This is a genomic window from Candidatus Izemoplasmatales bacterium (assembly GCA_041649275.1).
Lineage (GTDB): Bacteria > Bacillota_I > Bacilli_A > Izemoplasmatales > Hujiaoplasmataceae > UBA12489.
The window spans coordinates 98,519-118,516 of record JBAZNL010000003.1 but is presented as its reverse complement, the minus strand read 5'-3'; the positions used below and the strand labels follow the sequence as shown (position 1 = coordinate 118,516).

15 protein-coding genes are annotated in these 19,998 nt (G+C 55.0%); all 15 read right to left on the bottom strand.

Annotated features, from left to right (window positions below; translation table 11 throughout):
- Positions 1–1,066, bottom strand: a 1,066-nt coding sequence (locus tag WC509_04125; protein ID MFA5006638.1) for a Glu/Leu/Phe/Val dehydrogenase dimerization domain-containing protein, incomplete at its 3' end; no start/stop codon positions are given.
- A gap of 261 nt (positions 1,067–1,327) precedes the next feature.
- The gene (locus tag WC509_04120) at positions 1,328–1,747 is read right to left on the bottom strand and encodes a DUF3795 domain-containing protein (protein ID MFA5006637.1); all 420 of its coding nucleotides are present in this window, start codon (positions 1,745–1,747) and stop codon (positions 1,328–1,330) included.
- Positions 1,748–1,793: 46 nt separating this feature from the next.
- Entirely contained in the window at positions 1,794–3,350 is a 1,557-nt protein-coding gene (gene pruA, locus WC509_04115; protein MFA5006636.1) for an L-glutamate gamma-semialdehyde dehydrogenase, read from the bottom strand.
- Positions 3,351–3,364: 14 nt separating this feature from the next.
- Entirely contained in the window at positions 3,365–4,510 is a 1,146-nt protein-coding gene (locus WC509_04110; GenBank protein ID MFA5006635.1) for an FAD-binding oxidoreductase, read from the bottom strand.
- Entirely contained in the window at positions 4,500–4,781 is a 282-nt protein-coding gene (locus WC509_04105) for a (2Fe-2S)-binding protein (protein MFA5006634.1), read from the bottom strand. The genes WC509_04110 and WC509_04105 overlap by 11 nt, the downstream gene beginning before the upstream one ends.
- Complete coding sequence (locus WC509_04100) at positions 4,763–5,251, bottom strand: 4Fe-4S dicluster domain-containing protein (GenBank protein MFA5006633.1); 489 nt, start codon at positions 5,249–5,251, stop codon at positions 4,763–4,765. The genes WC509_04105 and WC509_04100 overlap by 19 nt, the downstream gene beginning before the upstream one ends.
- Positions 5,244–6,338 (bottom strand): NAD(P)/FAD-dependent oxidoreductase, encoded by a 1,095-nt coding sequence (locus WC509_04095; protein ID MFA5006632.1) that lies wholly within the window; start codon positions 6,336–6,338, stop codon positions 5,244–5,246. Before WC509_04095 ends, WC509_04100 begins: the two co-directional genes overlap by 8 nt.
- Positions 6,335–6,640, bottom strand: coding sequence for a (2Fe-2S)-binding protein (locus WC509_04090; protein ID MFA5006631.1), 306 nt, complete (start codon positions 6,638–6,640; stop codon positions 6,335–6,337). The genes WC509_04095 and WC509_04090 overlap by 4 nt, the downstream gene beginning before the upstream one ends.
- Positions 6,641–6,779: 139 nt before the next feature.
- On the bottom strand, positions 6,780–8,135 hold the full coding sequence (locus WC509_04085; GenBank protein MFA5006630.1) for an FAD-dependent oxidoreductase: 1,356 nt from the start codon (positions 8,133–8,135) through the stop codon (positions 6,780–6,782).
- A gap of 48 nt (positions 8,136–8,183) precedes the next feature.
- Positions 8,184–8,546: a NifB/NifX family molybdenum-iron cluster-binding protein gene (locus WC509_04080; protein ID MFA5006629.1), complete on the bottom strand. Its 363-nt coding sequence runs from the start codon at positions 8,544–8,546 to the stop codon at positions 8,184–8,186.
- 5 nt (positions 8,547–8,551) lie between these two features.
- Positions 8,552–9,385: an Mrp/NBP35 family ATP-binding protein gene (locus tag WC509_04075; protein MFA5006628.1), complete on the bottom strand. Its 834-nt coding sequence runs from the start codon at positions 9,383–9,385 to the stop codon at positions 8,552–8,554.
- A gap of 20 nt (positions 9,386–9,405) precedes the next feature.
- Positions 9,406–10,227: an MBL fold metallo-hydrolase gene (locus tag WC509_04070; GenBank protein ID MFA5006627.1), complete on the bottom strand. Its 822-nt coding sequence runs from the start codon at positions 10,225–10,227 to the stop codon at positions 9,406–9,408.
- 8 nt (positions 10,228–10,235) lie between these two features.
- Positions 10,236–10,619, bottom strand: a complete 384-nt coding sequence (locus WC509_04065) for a DUF134 domain-containing protein (GenBank protein ID MFA5006626.1) — start codon at positions 10,617–10,619, stop codon at positions 10,236–10,238.
- 170 nt (positions 10,620–10,789) lie between these two features.
- Entirely contained in the window at positions 10,790–12,016 is a 1,227-nt protein-coding gene (locus WC509_04060; protein MFA5006625.1) for a 6-phosphofructokinase, read from the bottom strand.
- 901 nt (positions 12,017–12,917) lie between these two features.
- A complete protein-coding gene (locus WC509_04055) occupies positions 12,918–19,847 on the bottom strand; it encodes an RHS repeat-associated core domain-containing protein (protein ID MFA5006624.1) in 6,930 nt (2,309 codons plus the stop codon).
- Positions 19,848–19,998: the final 151 nt, after the last annotated feature.

Genomic DNA, 19,998 nt, shown 5'->3' with positions numbered 1-19,998 from the left:
GCGGGACGTAGTTGGAGCGGACGCGGCCGATCGTCTCCATGCGCTTCTTGGCGAAGCGCTTGGCGGCTTCCTGGGTGTGGATGTTCTCGTCCTTGGCGATCGTGAAGATGTCGATCAGGCGGTCGTAGATCTTCTCGACGTCGCGGACGACCTTGTCGCGGTTGTAGGTGCCGAGCTCGTTGAAGACGTTGATGACGCCGCCGGCGTTGATGACGAAGTCCGGAGCGTAGAGGATGCCCTTGTCCTTGATCATGTTGCCGTGGCGGTCTTCGTCGAGGAGGACGTTGTTCGCCGTGCCGGCGATCACCTTCGCCTTGATCTTCGGGATCGTGTCGTCGTTCAGGACGGCGCCGAGGGCGCACGGGCTGAGGACGTCGACGTCGCACTCGAAGAAGTTCTCGGGCTTGACGTACTCGACCTCGGGATGCTCCTTCTTCATGCGTTCGATGTGCTTCGGATTGATCTCGGAGAAGTAGATCTTCTTCGCCTTGTTCTCGACGAGGTAGTTGATCAGGTAATATCCGGTCTGGCCGGCGCCCTGGACGGCGAACGTACGCTTGGAGACGTCGTCGTCGCCGAACGCGAACTTGATCGCGGCGCGGATGCCGTGATACGCGCCGAGCGCGGTGATCGGCGACGGATTGCCGGACTTGCCCTCGAGGCCGACGACGTGGTCGGTCTCCATCGCGACGAAATCCATGTCCTTCGTATTCGTATTGACGTCTTCGGCCGTGATGTAGCGGCCGTTGAGGCTCTGGATGAATCTCCCGAGCGCACGGAAATATGCTTCGTTCTTGACCACGTTCGGATCGCCGATGAGGACGGTCTTCCCGCCGCCGAGGTTGAGACCGGCGGCCGCGGACTTGTAGGTCATGCCGCGGGCGAGGCGCAGGCAGTCGATGACGGCGTCCTCTTCGGACGCGTAGTTGAGGATGCGGGTGCCGCCGAGGGCCGGGCCGAGGGTGGTGTCGTGAATGCAGGTGATGCCTTTGAGGCCGGTGGTCTTGTCGAAAAAGTAGACCATCTGTTCGTAGCCGTGCTTCTCCATGTATTCGAATTTGTTCATGGTACTCCTCCGTTTCGAACAATGATAGCGTTTGTTGTAAACGCTTCCAAAATCATTATATCATCTCGTCAATAGAATGCAAGAAAAATTCGCCCGCGCACGTGCGAAATTTCAGACGCGATCCGGCTTGTTGTTTTACCATTAGATTATATATTGAGATATATAATCAATGTTATGCAATGGACGCATCCATGGGATTTTCCGAATGCGGATCGGAAAAGGCGCGTCCGTCTGGACGCGCCTTCGTCGATGGATGGGAAATCAGGAGCCGAACGTCGGTCGTTCCCGTCCGCAGGCGGGACAGAGGAGGGCATGGACCGAGAGGTCGGACCCGCACGCCGGGCAGACCCATCGTGTTCGCTCGCGTTCGAGCGCCTTCTCGAGACCGTGCTCATGAAGGAAGGATAGCGTCCCGATCAGGCTTTCCCGCCAGCTCGTTCGGTAGCGCATGTCGATCCGCCGTTCCGTCGCGCACGGAAAGGAGGCGCATTCGTCGCAGCGTCCGCCCGCGGGATGCTTCGGGCAGTTCTTGATGGAACATTTTAGCGCGTGCGTGCCCTTTCCTTCATCGGACGGATGCATGCATCCGGGACAGCGGTTCTTCTTCCGCGAAAACGCCGCGCAAGTCGCGCAGTCGATGCCGCACGGGGCGATCATGTAGGATTCGAAGACTCTGGTCATGGCAACCTCCCAAGCGAAAGCGCGTCCCTGGATGGACGCGCCGGATTCAAAGCTGTTCGCAGATCGACTTGCCCTGCATGTGTAGGACGAGATAGTCTGGGCCGCCGGCCTTCGAGTCGGTGCCGGACATGTTGAAGCCGCCGAACGGCTGGTAGCCGACGATCGCGCCGGTGCACTTGCGGTTCAGGTAGAGGTTGCCGACATGGAACTCTTCGCGCGCCCGTTCGAGATGCGCGCGATTGTTGGAGATGAGCGCGCCCGTAAGTCCGAACTCGGTGTTGTTGGCGATCGCAAGCAGGTCCTCGAAGTCCTTCGCCTTGCAGACGGCGAGGACCGGTCCGAAGACCTCCTCCTGCATCAGCCGCGCGTGCGGGTCGAGGTCGGCGATCACGGTCGGTTCGATGAACCAGCCCTTGGCGGCGTCGTAGCCGCCGCCGGCGACGAGCCGGCCTTCGGTCTTGCCGACCTCAATGTAGTTCGAGATCGAGGCAAACGCGCCCTTGTTGTTGACGGGACCCATGTAGTTCGCGAAATCGGAAGGATCGCCGACGGTCAGCTTCTTCGTCGCGGCGACGACGCGGTCGAGGACAGCGTCGTAGACGTCCTGGTGGATGATGGCGCGCGAACAGGCGCTGCACTTCTGGCCGGCGAAACCGAAGGCGGATTTCACGATCGCGTCCGCGGCGAGCTCGACGTCGCAGTCCGCATCGACCGCGATCGCGTCCTTCCCGCCCATCTCGGCGATCACGCGCTTGAGCCAGATCTGGCCCTTCTGGACCTTGGCGGCCTTCTCGTAGATCGACATTCCGACTTCCTTCGATCCGGTGAAGGAGATGAAGCGGGTCTTCGGATGGTTGACGAGGTAGTCGCCGATCTCCGATCCCTTGCCCGGGCAGAAGTTGAGGACGCCCGCCGGCAGGCCGGCGGCTTCCATGATCTCGAAGTACTTGGCGGCGATGACCTGGGTGGTCTGCGCCGGCTTCATGACGACGGCGTTGCCGGTGACGATCGCGGCGGATGTCATTCCCGTCAGGATCGCGAGCGGGAAGTTCCACGGCGCGATCACGACGCCGACGCCGAGCGGGATGTAGCGGTATTCGTTCCGTTCGACGTTCTTGCGCGAAAGCACGACGTCGTCGATCCGGTCGAGCAGGTTCATCTGACGGCCGTAGTATTCGAGGAAGTCGATCGCCTCGGCGACGTCGGCGTCGGCCTCGACCCACGGCTTGCCGGCTTCCTTGGTCATGACCGCCGACAGTTCGAACTTGCGGCGACGCATGATCGCGGCGGCCTTGAAGAGGATGTCGGCGCGGACGGACGCGGGGACGCGCTTCCACGATTCGAACGCCGCAAGCGCGGCCTGCATCGCCATCTCCGCCTCGGGGACGCCGGCCTGGTGGATCGAGCCGATCACCTCCGTATGGTCCGCGGGGTTGGTCTGGACATGGAGCCGACCGGTCTTGATCCTTTTCCCGCCGATCACGAGCGGATACTCGGTGCCGAGTTTCGCCTGCACCTGTGTAAGCGCGGCCTGGTAGAGGTTGCGGTTCCCGGGTTGCGTGAAATCGATGAGCGGTTCGGTCTGGTACGGATACGTTGCCATCTTCTTCCTCCTAATCAGACGACCGACTTCTCGTAGGCGGTCGCGGTCTCTTTCTTGAAACGGTCGATGAGCAGATCATCGACGGGAAGCGTCGTCGGCAGGCCGAGGATCATCTCGGCAACGACCACGCCGGTCATCGGCGCGAACATGAAGCCGTGGCCGGAGAAGCCGCAGGCGAGGAAAAAGCCCGCAAGCTGGTCAGTCGGTCCGAGGATCGGCTGGCGGTCGGGACTCATGCAGTAGGACCCCGCCCACTGGCGGATCGCCCGCAGTTCGCCGACCTTCGGAAGGAACCGGCAGACGGTCTTCGCCATCTCGTCGAGGAATTTCCAGGACGACGTGTCATCGTGGCCTTCCGGTTCGTCCGGGGTGGTCCGTCCCATGAGGAAGGCGCCGTGCGGCACCTGCTGGCAATAGAGGTTCTGCGAGAACGACATCACCATCGGTCCCTGCATCCGTTCGACCGGTTCGGTCACGAGGATCTCGTGACGTTCCGCGTGGACCGGGATCCTGACGCCGGCGAGTGTGCCGACCTCGCGGGCGAAGCCGCCCGCGGCATCGACGACCGTGTCGGTCTCGATGGTGCGCTTGTCGGTGATGACGGCGCGGATTTTGCCGTCCTCGACGACGATTCGTTCGACCGTTTCGCCGAACAGGTAGGTGACGCCGAGTTTCTTCCCGGCCACATAATAGGCGTCGGTCATCTTGAACGGATTCAGATGTCCGTCGGTCGGACAGAAGGTCGCCGACAGGAACGATTCCGGATTGAGGTGCGGGACGATCCGGAGCGCCTCTTCCCTCGAGACGACGCGGGCGGGGATTCCGAGTTCGTTCTGGAGAACGACGTTCTTCCGAAATTGCTCGACCTCGGCGTCGGTGCAGGCGAGGATCAGGTAGCCTTCCTGCTTGAACTCGACGTCGCCCTCGTAACCGAGGGTTTCGGCGGCGCGCTCGAAGAATTCGATCGACTTCCTGGCCATGACGCAGTTGGCGCGGGTCTGCCACTGCTGGCGGACGCCGGCGCCGCAGCGGCCGGTGGACCCGGCCGTGAGGTAGCCCTTCTCGACGACGACGACGTCGGTCATGCCGCGGAGGGCGAGGTTGTAGGCGATGGCGACGCCGGAGATGCCGGCACCGACGATGACGGCGTTACTCTTCATCCTTGGCCGCCTCCGCGATCGCCTTCAGGGTCACGCCGGTCGTGAACGGCCGGACCCTGGCGGTCGGCACGTCTTCGGGCTTCTTCTTGAGGAACGTCGCGATCTCGCGCTGGAGCAGGGATCCGCAGGTGGTTCCCTGGCAGGGACCCATCCCGATCCGAAGCTGGCGCTTCAGATCCTCGACGGTGACGTAGCCTTCGCGCAATAGTCTTCTGACGTCGCCGAGGGTGACGTCCTCGCAGCGGCACAGGATCACTTGGTCGTCGTGCATGGTCTCACCACCGTCGCGAACAAATGGAGCAGTTCCTTCTCCGTCGAGACCGTGACCACGGGGGTCCTGGTCTTCGGCGAGAGGACGACGGCCTCGATTCGCGCGGTCCCGAGGATCGCGCCGTCGCGGCCGGCGGCGTCCCAGAGTTCGCCCTTCTGAGGACGCGGCAGGAATTCGTAGGGGATCTTGAACCAGGCGCGGCCGTCCTTCAACTGCGCGACCATGATCGCGAGGCCGGGGCAGGCGGAGACGCACATGGCGCAGCCGGTGCATTTGTCGGGATCGAGGACGGGCTGCTTGTTGATGTCGGGACCGATCGTGATCGCGCCCGTCGGGCAGCTGGTGACGCAGGGATTGCATGGGATGTCCTCGTAGCACTCGAGGATCGCCTTGGGCTTCGCGAGGGTCGTCTCGGGGAAGAAACGAGAAAGGACCTGGGAACGTTCGGCGCTACCGTTCTTGTCAAGCATGGTCGCGCACCTCCCTCATCTTCGCGAGTCCGGCGCAGGTCTTGCAGCCGAAGGGACCGTTGCGGAGCGACTGAAGCTGCGCGTGGCAGTCCGCGACCTTCGCGTCATGGTCGGGCGAGGAGTGACCGAGGCGCTTCGCCGCGCAGAGGCCGGCGAGCCGGCCGGCCACCATCGCCGAGGAGGCCTCCTCGACGCCGGCGGCGTCGCCGGCGACGAAGACGGAATCGATCGTCGACTCGTGCTCGTCGGTGAGGATCGGCGCATGACCGCCGAATTCGGGAATGTAGTGGGTCATCGCGCCCGCCATCGAGAGGAGCGTCGCGAGCGGCGAGAGCCCGACGGCGACGCAGACGGCGTCGACTTCATACGTCTTCTCCGTCCCCGGGATCGGATTCCAGGCGCCGTCGAGCGAAACCGTGACGGCCCGTTTCACGCGTCCGTCGCCTTCCGCGCGCAGGATCGAGGTCGACGTCAGGATCGGCACGCCGAGGCGCGCGACCTTGGAGGCATGGACCTTGTACCCGCCGATCTTCGGCGAGGCTTCGACGATCGCGGCGATCTCGACGCCCGCCTGCATCAGCTGGTAGGAGACGATCAGGCCGATGTTGCCGGATCCGACCATCAGGACGCGGTCGGCCGGCTTGACGCCGTAGACGTTCATGAGCGTCTGGACCGCACCGGCGCCGTAGACGCCGGGGAGGTCGTTGTTCTCGAAGGAGAGGAACCGCTCCGAGGCGCCGGAGGCGACGACGATCGCCCCGGCATGGATCTTCAGGTATTTTCCGCCGCGCGTCACGGTGAGGACGCGGTCGGGATAGAGGGCGACGACGGTGGCTTCGGTCCACGTCTCGATCCGATCGCCGAACGCGGCGGCCTTCTCGATGAGGATCTTCGCGATGTCGAAGCCGCGGGTCTTGGCGTACTGCTGTTCCGACCCGAAGAACTTGTGGGTCTGCTTCACGAGCTGACCGCCGAGGATCGGCGCGCGGTCGATGACGAGGACGTGCGCCCCGGATTCCGCCGCGGCGATCGCGGACGAGAGGCCGGCGGGTCCTCCGCCGACGACGACGAGTTCTCTCTCGATCATCGCACGACCCCCTTGCCGGACTGGGTCCGGACGTCCATGCCCGGCTTCAATGGGGTCACGCAGGTCTTGACGTTGGCGACGCCGTCGACGACCATGTGGCAGGAGGAACAGTTGCCGATGGCGCAGTAGAATCCGCGCGGTCGATGATGCTTGATGCTTTCGGAGAGTTTCATGACGCCGGCCGCATGCAGTGCGGCGGCGATCGTATCGCCTTCCCTGCCGGTCATCGGGGAACCGTCGAAGGTGAAGGGGATGTCGTTCTTCTTGGGAAAATCCAGGATCGGATGTCGTTCGATTCGCATTCTGCTCACCACTTTCGTCCTTTTCTATGATAGCATAAAACGCTTTCATTGTGGAAGAGAAATCGCTCCGCGGAATGAAAATGCGATCAAGAAAAAACGCCGACATAAGTCGGCGTGAAACGGAAGGATCGGCGTCGGTTCAGACGTATCGGTTCATCTTGACGATGGCGCTTTCGGCCGCGTTCACGAGCTGGTAAGCGATCGGGGAGGCGGTGAGCAAGGGATGGGTTCCTGCCTGGAAAAGCACGATCTCATCCGCGGTGGTCCGCTTGGCGATAAGGGCGCCGACGACGTTAATCAATTCGCCGCCGCTCACCGCACCGAACACTTCGCCACCCAGCAGCAATCCGCTTCCGGTTTCGAACAGCAGACGAACCTTGAGCGGCTCGGCGCCGGGGAGGGAACCCGGATGGCGGTTGACCGCTTCGGATTCGGCGGCGACGACGCGGTAACCCTTCTGGACCGCTTCCCGTTCGGTGAGTCCCGCCGCCGCGAAGGTCTTCTTGCCGATCGCGGTCGAGAAGACGCCGACGACGCCGTCGTTCACACGACGCGCGGTGAACAGGTTGGCGCCCGCGATGCGGGCTTCCGCGGTCGCGATCGACGCGAGCCGCATCCCGGAAGGCTTCTTGTCGAAGAACGAGACCTTGTCGGCGCAGTCGCCGCAGGCGTAGATGGCGTCGTCGGAGGTCATCATCTGACGGTTGACGAGGATGCCGCGGGCGGGACCGATCTTCAAGCCGGCCTCTTCGGCCAAACGCACGTTGGGAGTGCAGCCGATGCCGAGGACGACGACGTCCGCCTTGACGGACTTGCCGCTGGCGAGGACGACGGTCTCGGCCTTGCCTTCCCCACGAATCGCGGCGACCGTTTCGTTCGTCAGGAGCAGGATACCCTGATCGGTCAGCGCCTTTTCGGCGATGGCGCAGAAATCCTGATCATAGACCACCTGCAGGCAGTGCGCCTGCATCTCGACCACGGTCACGTTGGCCGTCGGGCGCAACTTCTTCAGCTCTTCCGCCATCTCGACGCCGATGAAGCCGCCGCCGACGATGACAAAGTCATCCGCCTTGCGGCACGTTTCGAGCATGTTCTTGAGATACTCCGCGTCCTTGACGATCGGGAAGACGTTCGCCAGATCGTGGCCGACGATCGGCGGGACGATTGGATTCGAACCGGTTGCGACGATGAGCTTCGCGTAAGTGTACCCCTCGCCCGATGCGGTCATGACGAGTTTGAATTCGCGGTTGATCTTCGTCGCTTCGTCCTGGACGACGTCGACGCCGTTGCTCGCCATCATCGTATCCGTCGGAAGCAGGTTCTTCAGCGGGTCGCCGACGGTTCCGAAGATGTAGGGGATGCCGCAGGGAATCGGTACGTTCTTCACGTTCTTGATCATCAGGACCGACTTCCCGGGGTAGTGTTTCCTGGTCGTCAGCGCCGCGGTCGCTCCCGCCGCGCTGCCGCCGATGACGATGACATCGTAGTTCTTCATGCATTCTCCTCTTCTCTATGTGGAATTTGTGAATACCTGTGGGCAAAATCAGTCGTGTCCGCAGCCTTCGACATGATGGCGGTGCGATCCACACGTCGATCCGGCGCTTGTCAGAACGCCTGCAAGATAGTCGAGACACGCCTTCCGGACCGGGCCGGTGATTCCGCTCACGATCTTGACGCCCATGGCCTCGAAGCGTTCGACGGCGCCGGCGCCGATCCCGCCGGTGATCACGACGTCGACGTGCCGACCCGAAAGGAGCGTTTGAAGCTGCCCCGGCTGGTGCGCCGGATTGGGGATGGTTTCACGCTCGACCAACTCGGATCCGACCTGGTCGAAAAGGATGAACGACTCGCAATGGCCGAAATGCTCGGAGACGTTTCCTGCTTGTTGCGCGACGGCGATTCTCATGATTTTCATTCCTCCTTGGGGTCGATCACATCGACCAATGGTTTGATCACGGAGATATCCGCGAATTCGATGCGCCCGGCGTCGCAGAGGCGAGCCACCGTCGGTTCAATGGGAAGTCTGACCGCGTGACGCACTCCGTATTCGCGTGCGACCTTCTCGACGGCGCTCCTGCCGAAGACGGCGTGTTCCGCCCCGCATTCGGGGCACTTGAAGTACGACATGTTCTCGACGACCGCCAGCACCGGCACATGCAGCAAGTCGGCCATCTTGACCGCCTTGGCGACGATCATCGAGACCAACTCCTGCGGCGAGGTGACGACCACGATTCCGTCGACGGGAAGCGACTGGAAGACGGTGAGGGCGACATCCCCCGTCCCTGGGGGCATGTCGACGAACAGCAGGTCGAGATCGCCCCAGGCGACGTCCGTCCAGAACTGCGTGACCATCTTCGCGATCAGCGGTCCGCGCCAGACGACGGGGTCGGTCTCGCGTTCGAGCAGCAGGTTGACGGACATCGTCGCGATTCCCGTCTTCGTCGGGACGGGCACGAGTCCGAATTCGTTGTCCGTCGCCCGCTCGCGGATGCCGAACATGCGCGGGATCGAGGGACCGGTGACGTCGGCGTCCAGGATTCCGACCTTCCGGCCGCTTCTTTTCGCGGCGACCGCGAGCAGGGAGGTCACGTAGGACTTGCCGACGCCCCCCTTGCCGCTCACGATCGCAATCATCCGCTTGACGCGGCTCGTCGGATTCGGTTCCGCCTTGAGATTGACGGGTTCCTTCCGGTCTTCGCATTCTTCCGCGCAGGAGGCGCAGTCGCCGTTACATTCTTCGTTCATATTCCGCTCCGATCCGGCCATCACAGCGTGATCGCCATGCCGGCCTTCAAATAATCGATGTTGTCGCCAAGGACGGACTTCAGGACCGCGAATGGTCCCGTTCCGGTGCAGTGGCATGTATGGAAGACGGCCTGCGCCTTCCGCAAATCCTCTGCAAGCGAACGGATCGCCGCTTCGGGTTCCACGGCGCCGGTGCCGTGGCTGAAGAGATGGAATCCGCCGACGACGTGGTCGATGCGGGGAAACCCGAGTCCGGCGGCGCGGTCGAGGATGTTGAGAATGCCGGCATGGGCGCACCCGGCGACGAGGACCGTCATTCCTTCTGCGGAGATCAGAAGACTCTGCTCATGCGCGAAGGCGTCCCGATACGGTCCGGACGGTCCGTCGGACATCAACGTAGCATTTCCCGCAGGTTCAGGGTGAACGCGACTCGGCGTCGCGAACAGGAGCAGTTGTGAATCAATCCGATGAACGTCCGCGGTTTCGACGAAGCGCGGATGACCCGCAAGACCGGAGTCGAGGCCGATGTCGTGAATCCCATCATCACGGCGCGACAGGTGGCGAAGGAACGCCGCAGGACGCACGTAGATCGACACCGTCGGGTTCGCCTCGAGAAAACCCCCTAACCCTCCCCCATGGTCCGCATGACCGTGGGACAGGACCGCAAGGTCGGCCTTCGACAGATCGACGCCGAGCGCGGCGGCGTTTTCACGAAGCACGCCCTTCGGTCCGAAGTCGAAGAGGATGAAGCGTCCCCCGATTTCAATCCAGAGCGACAGTCCGTGGGCGGCGCGGCAAACTGGGTGGTCGGTCTCGTTATCGACGAGCATCTGGAGGATCATCGGTTCCCTCAGGTTTTGGACGGATCAGAAAATCCGCGGAAACGGCATCCGTCGCGGCGGCCGCATCCGGACTGCCCGCATTGCCGCATCGATCCGTCGCAGACGCGGACGTTCCCGCCGGCGATCTCGATCGCATGGCCTGCGACGATCGCCTCTGCGATCTTCCGCCTCGCCTCGGCGTAGATCGCGGTCACGGTGGTCCGGGCGATCTCCATGCGGTCGGCGCACTCCTCCTGGGTCAGGCTCTCATGGTCGATGAGGCGGATCGTCTCGTATTCGTCGAGGGTCATGTTGATCGGCGCACGATCGTCATCATGGCATGCTCCGCAGGCGCCGAAGCGGGTGAAGCGCGGCATCTCGCAGATGTTCCGCGATTTCGTCGGTCTTGCCATCGCTGCTCTCCTTTGACAGATCGGAATGATCTTGTCTAGATGCGGATCGGTCGCCTTCATTATACTTTGTTTTCGACATATGTCAATAATGATTCGACGGCAAACGATCGATTCGCTCTCGGGAATCGAGAAAAAACCGCCCCTTTCGGGACGGTTCGGGATGGCATGGGTCAGGGTTTGATGATCGTGGTGAAGCGCATGACGCCGTTTCGGAACTGCGGCTTGTGGTGGCCTTCGATCAGCGGCAGGACGTAGGCGAGGAATTCCGGCATGATGCCGTTGCCCTCGACGTTGATCATCGTCCGCGGCAGCGTCTTCTCGACGGCGGCGACGTCCTTGAGCGGGACGGTGAAGTAGACGATCTTGTAGGCGTCGATGTTGGCGCGGCGCATCGCGACCATGATCGAGGTCTTGCCGGCGAGGGCGTAGCGGACGGCGTAGCGGCCGACGTTGATCGCCTCGTCGACGTCCGTCTTCGACTGCAGGTGGACGGCGGCGCGCTGGAGCAGGGACAGTTCGCACGGACGGGTCGAGTAGCCGAGCTCCTCGGTGACGATCGCGGCGAGCTTGTGGCAGACGCCGCCGAGCTGGGTGTGGCCGAACGGGTCCTTCGTGCCGGAGGCGGCGGCGATGAAGTTGCCCTGACCGTCGTTGATGCCTTCGGAGACGGCGACGAGGCAGTGCTCCTTGCGGGTCATGACCTTCTTGATGTCTTCCTTGAACTTGTCGATCGAGAACGGGACTTCGGGGACGTAGATCAGGTCGGGACCGAAGCTCGAGGCGCTCGCCACGTACGAGGCGGCGGTGAGCCAGCCGGTGTGGCGGCCCATGATCTCGGCGATCGTGACCTTGCCCTTGGGATAGCCGGAGGAGTCGCAGGCGATCTCCATGCAGGCGTTGGCGATGTATTTGGCCGCCGAGCCGTAGCCGGGGCAGTGGTCGGTGATCGGGAGGTCGTTGTCGATCGTCTTCGGGATCCCGACGACGCGGCAGTCGTAGCCGACCTTCTTCAGGTATTCGTCGACTTCGCGGCAGGTCTCCATCGAATCGTTCCCGCCGTTGTAAAGGAAATACCGGATGTTGTATTTCTTCAGGATGTCGAGGATCTTCTTGTACTCGCGCTCGTCCTCTTCCCATTCCTTCATCTTGTAACGGATCGTGCCGAAGGCCGCGCCCGGGGTGTTGACGAGCAACTCGACGTCCTCGAACGACAGGTCGGACACCTTGATCAGGTCGTCCTTGAGGATGCCCTGGATGCCGTGGCGCATGCAGTAGATCTCGCCGATGAAATCCTTGTTCTGGAGCGCTTCCTTGATGACGCCGTAGGCCGACGCGTTGATGACGCTCGTGGGTCCTCCGGACTGGCCGTAAAGCAGGTTTCCTCTCAGTTTGTCCATGTCGATTATCCTCCGCTGTTTCCCATCATATCACATCGTCATCGGAAAATGAATACGCATTTGATGAATGCGCAACATTATTGCCGAGCCGGGGTTTGTTATGCACGAAAAGATACAGCAGAGACACAGGTACTGTCAAGAAAAAAATGCGAATCGAGCGACCTCGCACTTCTTCTGAGTATTTCGAGTTGTTGCTTGGCATGGCTTCTCATCTCCCGAATTACTAGCCTTATGATGTCATGAGCTGCCCGCTGAGTAAAAACCATACCTTTCCAATACTGTGTTGTATTCAAATCAGGTGTTGATAATAGGTGTATATGTGCGATGGAATAGTCGGAAAACGGCGGTGAAAAATGTCGGTTTCAGACGATTCCATCGTACCATTTACACCAATCCAATCCATACCATTCATTTGTTCGTCTTGCACTAATAGCGAACACTAAAGCATTTCAGACTTCTTACAATAGTTTCGTTGGTGCATAACCGAAGCATTACATTCAATATATTACGATCCGATTCAAATCCAAATATACGTGTGTTGTGTTTCTGACTGAGCTCATTTGACAAGGTCAAATCAAATGTCGGACATAGCAAGAAGTAACCTTGATGTACTTCTCGAAAGTCAGACCACAGAAATGTTTCATATAAACGTCCTTTGTAATACCACTCTATTCCTTTCGCATTGAATGTGATAGTGGAGAAAATGTTTTTGGAAAAATTCCCAAGCACAAATGCTGGCAGGTATATGATAAGGCATATAGTCGCTAACAATAATGGGACAGAAAATGCAATGACGTTCGCGACTATCAAAAGAATCATTAAGAGAATCCCGCCACTAACAAGAGACCTACGACTATATTTCGCTCTACAATATGTGTTCTCTCGCTCGAAAATCCCTGACTTATTCCTCACAGTAATCTGCTTCCTCCTTGTCTGAACCGCCATGAATAGTGGAAGAAATATAACTAGATACGTCATTAACTAACTCCACTAACAATCCATAAATCACACTGCTAACAACATAACCATCAGTAATCATTGCTACACCAACCAGGGAAAATGGTGCAAACACACATGTCAACCCCGCAGAAATAAGCCCTTCCACCACAGCCATATCAATATCCTTAGTACCATTTACTCCTTGCTTAACCAATGATCCAATAAAACCACCAGTACCTCCAATAAGAGCAGAGAACGCAAATGCATTCACCCATGCACCAAAAGCGCTATATGTTGTTGTCGCAGCCACGGTGAAGAGTTGAGCTGCAATTGGCATTCCGGCACCGATTATTGCACCTGCAATAAGCCCGCCAAGCCACCCAGCACGATAATCCCCGCCGTTGGATTTTGCAATTTCCCCGCCTACGAGAGACCCAGCACCTGCACCAATCAAGATTGCGCCAACCATCTGTCCACCAGGAATGCATGCAGCAATTACGCCAAGCGCAATTATGCATCCTGACATTACTTTGAGTTGTGTTTCTTCGCTCCAACTGAAAGGATTCCACCATTCATTTCCGTTCGGATCTATTCTCGAGATGGGGTTATTTCCGCAATAAGCAAATGAATTTGTAGATGAAACGCCTCGAAGACCTCCGGTAATCCCGTCAGCATTAATGAATCTCCCGATTTGGGGATTGTAGTAGCGGCTGTTGAGGTAATACATGCCGATTTCGGAGTCAAAACGATATCCTCGATACGTATATGGGTTATAGAATGACACAATCCCTTCCGACAAATCGGATACAACCGTTGTATTACCATAGGCATCGTACCGATATTTGACGATTGCTAGTCCGTCCTCATCGACGATCGTCGTGATATCGCCCTGTTGATTTCGAAGATAGAAGTATTCCTGACCAGGTGTGGTATCGTTGACATTCAAATCGCCGTTGAAACTAATGATCTTGCCGTCGTAGTCGTACGAGAACAGCAAGCCGTACGTCCCGTTGCTCTCGTAGATTACTTTGTCGTCAATCAGTTCATAATCGATCCGTTCCGTTTGCGACCAGGCATAATTGATCCAAGCGGATTTGATTTTTGCTGTCCGGTATCCTTGATCGTTGTACTCGAAGTCAATTTTGTATACCGGCCCATAGGAACCGACGAGAACGAGGGAAGCGAGCTGTCTTCCGTCCCACACGAGGGATGCATAGTTGTATGTGGTCGTGTTGTACTTGAAGTTGGTGATCTGGGTCGGACTCCCTTGATTGTCATAGGACATGACATGTGATACTGAATTCCCGCCAACCATTGTAACATAACTCGCGAGCTGATCCAACCACCCGGTTGAATATTGATAGGTCGATGATGCGGATGCGGCTATCGTCCCCGTCGCCAAATGGCCGACATTGAAGCGGATGTTGAAGGTGACGTCGATTCCGTAGGTTGACGAATACGCCGTATACGATGCCGTGTAAAATCCTTTGCGAAGCGTGTCGAAGTTGGTCGATTGCGGATCCGTTTCCGCATAATAATAGACGCCGGTCGCAGCGTCTCGGTATCGGAAATTTAACGTCGGAGCACCGGCTCCGATTTCGGCGGACTTGACGGTCGTATAAACATAACTGGTATTGTAGTATGGAATCACTGTACGGGATCCACTATTCACCAAGGTGGATCCAGGGACCGTCGGCGCAGTGGTTCTGTATGCAAGATTTGAGGTCGTAGAATACTGGTAAACCGAGGTCCGGTTGCCCCTGTCATCGTAATTATACACTGTTGAATACGTACCTGTGCCGACGATATAGTAGTCTTCCACAACTAGTTGATTGAGATCGTCGTACTGATAATAGTTCGTTGTTTTCAGCGTCGTTCCTTCGCTGTAGGAAACCTGGACGATGTTTCCGAGTTCGTCATATATGTATGAATATGTATATTCAGTCCCGGTTACACCAATGATGTCGTACTCGATTTTGGATATCCGAGTCGTGTTTCTGGAGAATGAGAACTTCTGTTGAATCTCAACGCTGTCAATCAACAGCGAGATGTAACTGAGACGATATAATCCCTCAATTTCGTAATGGTAATCCTTTTTGACGTCGTTTCCGGATATCGTGTCATATTCGGTATAATCATATAGAGACGAAATCTGAGTGCAGACATCCAGTTCATCATACAGGAAACACTCGTCATAGTAATAATTCGTCGTGCTCTCTGTATCGTCGATACCAAAACGAAGGGAAGTGAGATTCCCTTGATCGTCATATGTATATTCAGTCACATTACTAGATTCGTCGGTGACATGGACGAGTTGATTGGACGAATTGTATGTATAGTACTCACTGCCGACAATAACACCATTTTTATACGTTGAATAGATTGCAATCCGACCGAACTGGTCGTACTCGTAACCGAATCGAGTAACGAAGTTGGATGGTGTTGTCGAGTTGGCAAACTGAATCAATTCGATCTGGTCGAGATCGTTATACACGAATTTGATGACGTCGCCATTTCCGTACGTTTGGGTGGACATCAACCCAGTATAATAGGATCCTTCCATTTCATAGGTATATGTCATCAAAGGCTGGGTATTAACGTATACATTCTCCATACGCCCTTGTGCGTCGTAAGTGATGTGATAAGAAAAGTTGGTATCCAGGATGATATAGGATAAACGATCTGATGTATCGTAAATATACTCAACCTTGGCATCGGTTGACGATTCTGGATCGGTATACTCGCCAACAGAACGCACTTCGCTTAGCGTACCGTCGTTATTGTATATGTAGTGCGTGTCCTGTCCTTTTGAATTTTCGATCGCTATAAGTAGCCCTGTTAAATAATCATTTGTATACTCTGTCGTTTCACCAAACTCATCGGTCGTCGATCCGACGTATTGAGAAAGATGGACAAATGCCGTCGATGTCGTGAAGTAATCGTCCTCATCTCCCACTCGCATTGATGTTACTTGTCCAAGGCTGTTGTATGTGGGTGTAGAAGCAACGTTGTTGTATTGTACTTGATCCACGATGTTATCGTTATCAGAGGTAACTTCTACAGTCGTTCCATCCGGCAAAATGATCGTTTCCGGGTTCTTTCGAAAATGTAGCGTTTCATCATAAGTATATTTTGTGACGTCGCCGGTCGATGTTATGATTCGTTCAATTTGACCTTGGCTATTGTATTCGTAGTTTGTTGCATCATTTTCAAGGAATATTTGTGCACCATCGAAGTAAACTTGGCCTTCTCCTTGATACTCAATAAAAAGATTAACGTACAAAAAATTCTCTTTGGGAACCGGAATGGTTGCATATGTATATTGCCACCCAATAACGGATGGATCAAAATTCACATATGATCGATCAACAAGCAATTCTCCTGCTGTATCTGGTCCATATACTCCATCATCGGACATGAAATCGACGCGAATGCGGAAATAGCGGTAGTTTTGATCTAGATATGCACCTGACGAGAGAGTAGTCGGGGTCCCGTTCGAATATGCCCAACCACCGACAATCAATTCTCCGCGTTGGTGGATGTAGGTCGTATCTGCTTCTTGTTGCAAGACAGCAGCTGCCCATCTCGCTTCTGTAGCGCTACCGTCTATGATTGCGCCATAATCACCGAGAATATCCTCGTAGATTCCATCGGTAAATGAGCTAATCGGCACGCGATCAACCTGTACATAATTTGTTTGCCATCCTGCAAAGTCACCGTTGGTGTCACCAACTTCGAACGATGGATTGTCCAGCATGTTGGCTCGCGTATCGATAAATCCGTCCACAATCTGGAAATTATCAAAATAGGCACTTCCAAATCCGTGATTGAACATTGAAATGGTTACTGGAGTGTCGTCGACAGTAACATAAAACGTGATTGTAACTTTGGTCCATTCTCCATCACTAATGACAAGATCGCTTTCTTCTTCGATAGATTGCCAAATAACAGATGCATAGATGTCAACATCGGAATCTGTATCATTCCTAATGAATCCGACGAGTGAATATGCGCCGGCATCCAACGTTACAGTTTGCTCAAGATGAACATCATCGGTTGTATCACCGACATTGATTTCGCCCGCATATCCCCCTACAAGAGCTTCCTCTTCATTGCGCACATATTCAGCTTCAAGTGAAGTTCCTCCAAGTGCATCAATCACAAGTTCCCAATCGCAGCCAGTTGATACTGTGTTGTATTCAAAACCGGAGTTTATGATCGGATTGTAACTCGTGATTTGAGGAGCGGATTTCGAGACGAGTTTATGATTGTTTTGGTAATTCGGCGTACCATCCGATTGCGTGTATATGCCATTATAAGCTGTGATATCGCTGAATAGATTTATGTAGTGGAAAAATTGCGTATTACTGAAACTGTCAATGATATTTACTGTATGTCCATAATCATCGAATTTGTAGATGATATATTCGTCGGGTTCTTCACTCCCAGAATCGCTAGTTATTGTCGTAACTTTCAAAGAATATGTGTAGGTGACAAGTCCAAATGTACTGGAATTGTACGACGAGGAAATCGTTGCGACTTTATTCGTGGCATTGAACGTATAAATGACTCGCTGTTCAGATGGAATCAATGCCTCCGTCAGCCGAAACGAGGTGTCGTAGACGTAATTCGCTTCGTCGTACAACGTCATGCTTTCGGAAGACAGATAATTCTTTTTGTATTGCACAACGTTGGGGGTGAATCCCGAAATGGAATCGTTATCGGTATACACCACGGTTTCTAGATCCCTTAGCGTCCCATTCGTCTGTTTCACTTTTAGGGTGGCGCTCTCGAGTGCCCCGGTCGTGATTGAATATGAGATTACAATCTCGTTGTTCGATAAATCAGTAATTCGCGTTACTTTGTCAAGGGCCGAACTGTTTCGTTCAATCGTTAGCGAGATACCTTTCACAGTGTCCACAATCGAATCAAGGTAATAGTCTGTGCCAAATGCATACTTGACTTGGTCATCCGTCAATATGTATTGACTACCAAAATATCCATATGCGTACTGACGAACCAGAACGCTTCCCGAACCGTCTTCTGCTAGATAACATACATCCACTTCAGGCAGAGTCGGGTTGATTCGTTCATCACAGTATGATTGATAGTGGTAATAGACTTTGTTACCCGTGAAGTCGGTCAGGTAATATAAGGCAAGCGTGCTATCGTACCCGAGTTTGTTGTTGTAGTTGATGTTCCATCCTTTGCCATATCCCACATCGACCGTTCTTGCAAGAACGTTATATGCGAAGGACAAGGATAATGACTGCTTGTCAGTATCGAACGAGATGTCGTTACGTACAAAAGACAAATATCCGGTTCTGTCTGAAACATAGCCGATCCCAGCGACTCCGACATCTTGCGAACTATAGGTCCAGAAGTCTTTCAACCCCGCCGGATCAATATATCCAATTTCAACAACAGGCTTCAATCCGGCGACATCATCGTAACCAAGTGAGTACACTCGGTTATTCGCGCCATAATCGTATTTATCCTTGATTGTGAATCCTTTCGTGATCGTCGAGCCCGTCGCCTGCCACGCGACCACTGCCGATGTGATGTCGAAAATGAACTTAGTGCTACGGGAATCTGTGACATGAAAATCTGTCATACTCGTCGAATAGCTGGGTTTGTTGTCCCATCTGACCGTCGATGAAGTGAACGTTGTGTTGTTGGCATACAAACCAATGACTCGCCCGGCTGAAAAGTTGCTTGCATCTGACGATAAAGTCAGATACGAGTATGTTATCACTTTATCCATGACTGTCGTTGGGAGAATAAAATATAACAACCCCCTATACTCAGCGCTCGATGTCGTACCCGAAATCCAAATATAGTCGCTTGATGAAAAATTTTCTGTCGGATCGGCTTCAGATACATATGTATCATAAATCGTCATTGATTGAACGGCGCTACTGATGGTTGGATCGATCGTGATGGGATAAGTCGCCGACTTCATCCACTCATCGTCCGGAACGATCGTGATGGTATATTCACCCTTCTTGACTTCTTCGACAACCAACGCAATCTTGTCAGATGAACTAGATGCACTATCATACATCACCAATGGATCGAAACGAAGTACTTCGGTGTCATCCGAATTAACCAAAACATAATTTGACTCATTCGTTTTGACCAACGATAGTCTTCCGGTCGAATAGGTGAATGACATCGAAAAATTCTGAATATAGTGATCAATAATGATGTTCTCCTTAACGGAGTCGCCACCAATGATATATTGGACATCAACACCAAGAAAGACATTTTCATAAAGAGCGCTTCTCGATATTTTCGTGAGTTGTTTAACATCATCAGACGACCCCGACTCAGATGCAGTGACCGACGTAGCTCGGTTTACTCCGGTAAGTCTCCACTCGATATCATAGTCGGCAAATGAGAGCTTGATCGGTTTATTCGAATCAAGTTTGTTTGGGAATTTTACTCCTATCTCGTTGGCAGTGTTTGCGAATGAATCGTCTTCAGCATCATACACGAGCGTGTTGTCGATATCTTTATAAATTCCATCGCTCTGATAATGAATGACCTCATCATAGATAGCGACGACATAAGTACCATCCTTCTTGATGAAAGTCTTCGTGTTCGGCGTGCGAAGACCAACGACTTCTGCATTGATGTCAACCGCCGAAGCATCAAAGTCTCCATCCTCGGTTGTCTTGTATACGACTTTTTCTTCCTCTTCGCCAGACACATCCTGGATTTGATCGGTGAAATCATAGACATATCCGTAGACACGTTGAGGAGGTACGCAGACGCTTCCGATGGTAAAGATCACGAGCAGAATCCCCACGATTTTCGCAATTCGTTTTTGAATCGCAGACATCAAGAGATAATATTCGTTGCTGATGGTTCTGTTGAACATCTTTTTCATTATTGTTACCTCCGCTTCTAATTATCTTCCATCGCAAAAAATCTATATAGTAAAAAATAAAAACGGACAATACCACGAATCGCATTGGTCTCTTGTCCGCTGAATCTTCTTCTTGTCGATAATGATGGATTTGCGTTCTAGATAGCAAGTA

Coding starts and splice junctions, on each gene's coding strand:
- WC509_04060 (MFA5006625.1), bottom strand. CDS start 12,016: ATGGACAAACTGAGAGGAAACCTGCTTTACGGCCAGTCCGGAGGACCC.
- WC509_04065 (MFA5006626.1), bottom strand. CDS start 10,619: ATGGCAAGACCGACGAAATCGCGGAACATCTGCGAGATGCCGCGCTTC.
- WC509_04110 (MFA5006635.1), bottom strand. CDS start 4,510: ATGAAGAGTAACGCCGTCATCGTCGGTGCCGGCATCTCCGGCGTCGCC.
- WC509_04070 (MFA5006627.1), bottom strand. CDS start 10,227: ATGATCCTCCAGATGCTCGTCGATAACGAGACCGACCACCCAGTTTGC.
- pruA (MFA5006636.1), bottom strand. CDS start 3,350: ATGGCAACGTATCCGTACCAGACCGAACCGCTCATCGATTTCACGCAA.
- WC509_04120 (MFA5006637.1), bottom strand. CDS start 1,747: ATGACCAGAGTCTTCGAATCCTACATGATCGCCCCGTGCGGCATCGAC.
- WC509_04090 (MFA5006631.1), bottom strand. CDS start 6,640: ATGCGAATCGAACGACATCCGATCCTGGATTTTCCCAAGAAGAACGAC.
- WC509_04105 (MFA5006634.1), bottom strand. CDS start 4,781: ATGCACGACGACCAAGTGATCCTGTGCCGCTGCGAGGACGTCACCCTC.
- WC509_04055 (MFA5006624.1), bottom strand. CDS start 19,847: ATGAAAAAGATGTTCAACAGAACCATCAGCAACGAATATTATCTCTTG.
- WC509_04080 (MFA5006629.1), bottom strand. CDS start 8,546: ATGAGAATCGCCGTCGCGCAACAAGCAGGAAACGTCTCCGAGCATTTC.
- WC509_04095 (MFA5006632.1), bottom strand. CDS start 6,338: ATGATCGAGAGAGAACTCGTCGTCGTCGGCGGAGGACCCGCCGGCCTC.
- WC509_04085 (MFA5006630.1), bottom strand. CDS start 8,135: ATGAAGAACTACGATGTCATCGTCATCGGCGGCAGCGCGGCGGGAGCG.
- WC509_04075 (MFA5006628.1), bottom strand. CDS start 9,385: ATGAACGAAGAATGTAACGGCGACTGCGCCTCCTGCGCGGAAGAATGC.
- WC509_04100 (MFA5006633.1), bottom strand. CDS start 5,251: ATGCTTGACAAGAACGGTAGCGCCGAACGTTCCCAGGTCCTTTCTCGT.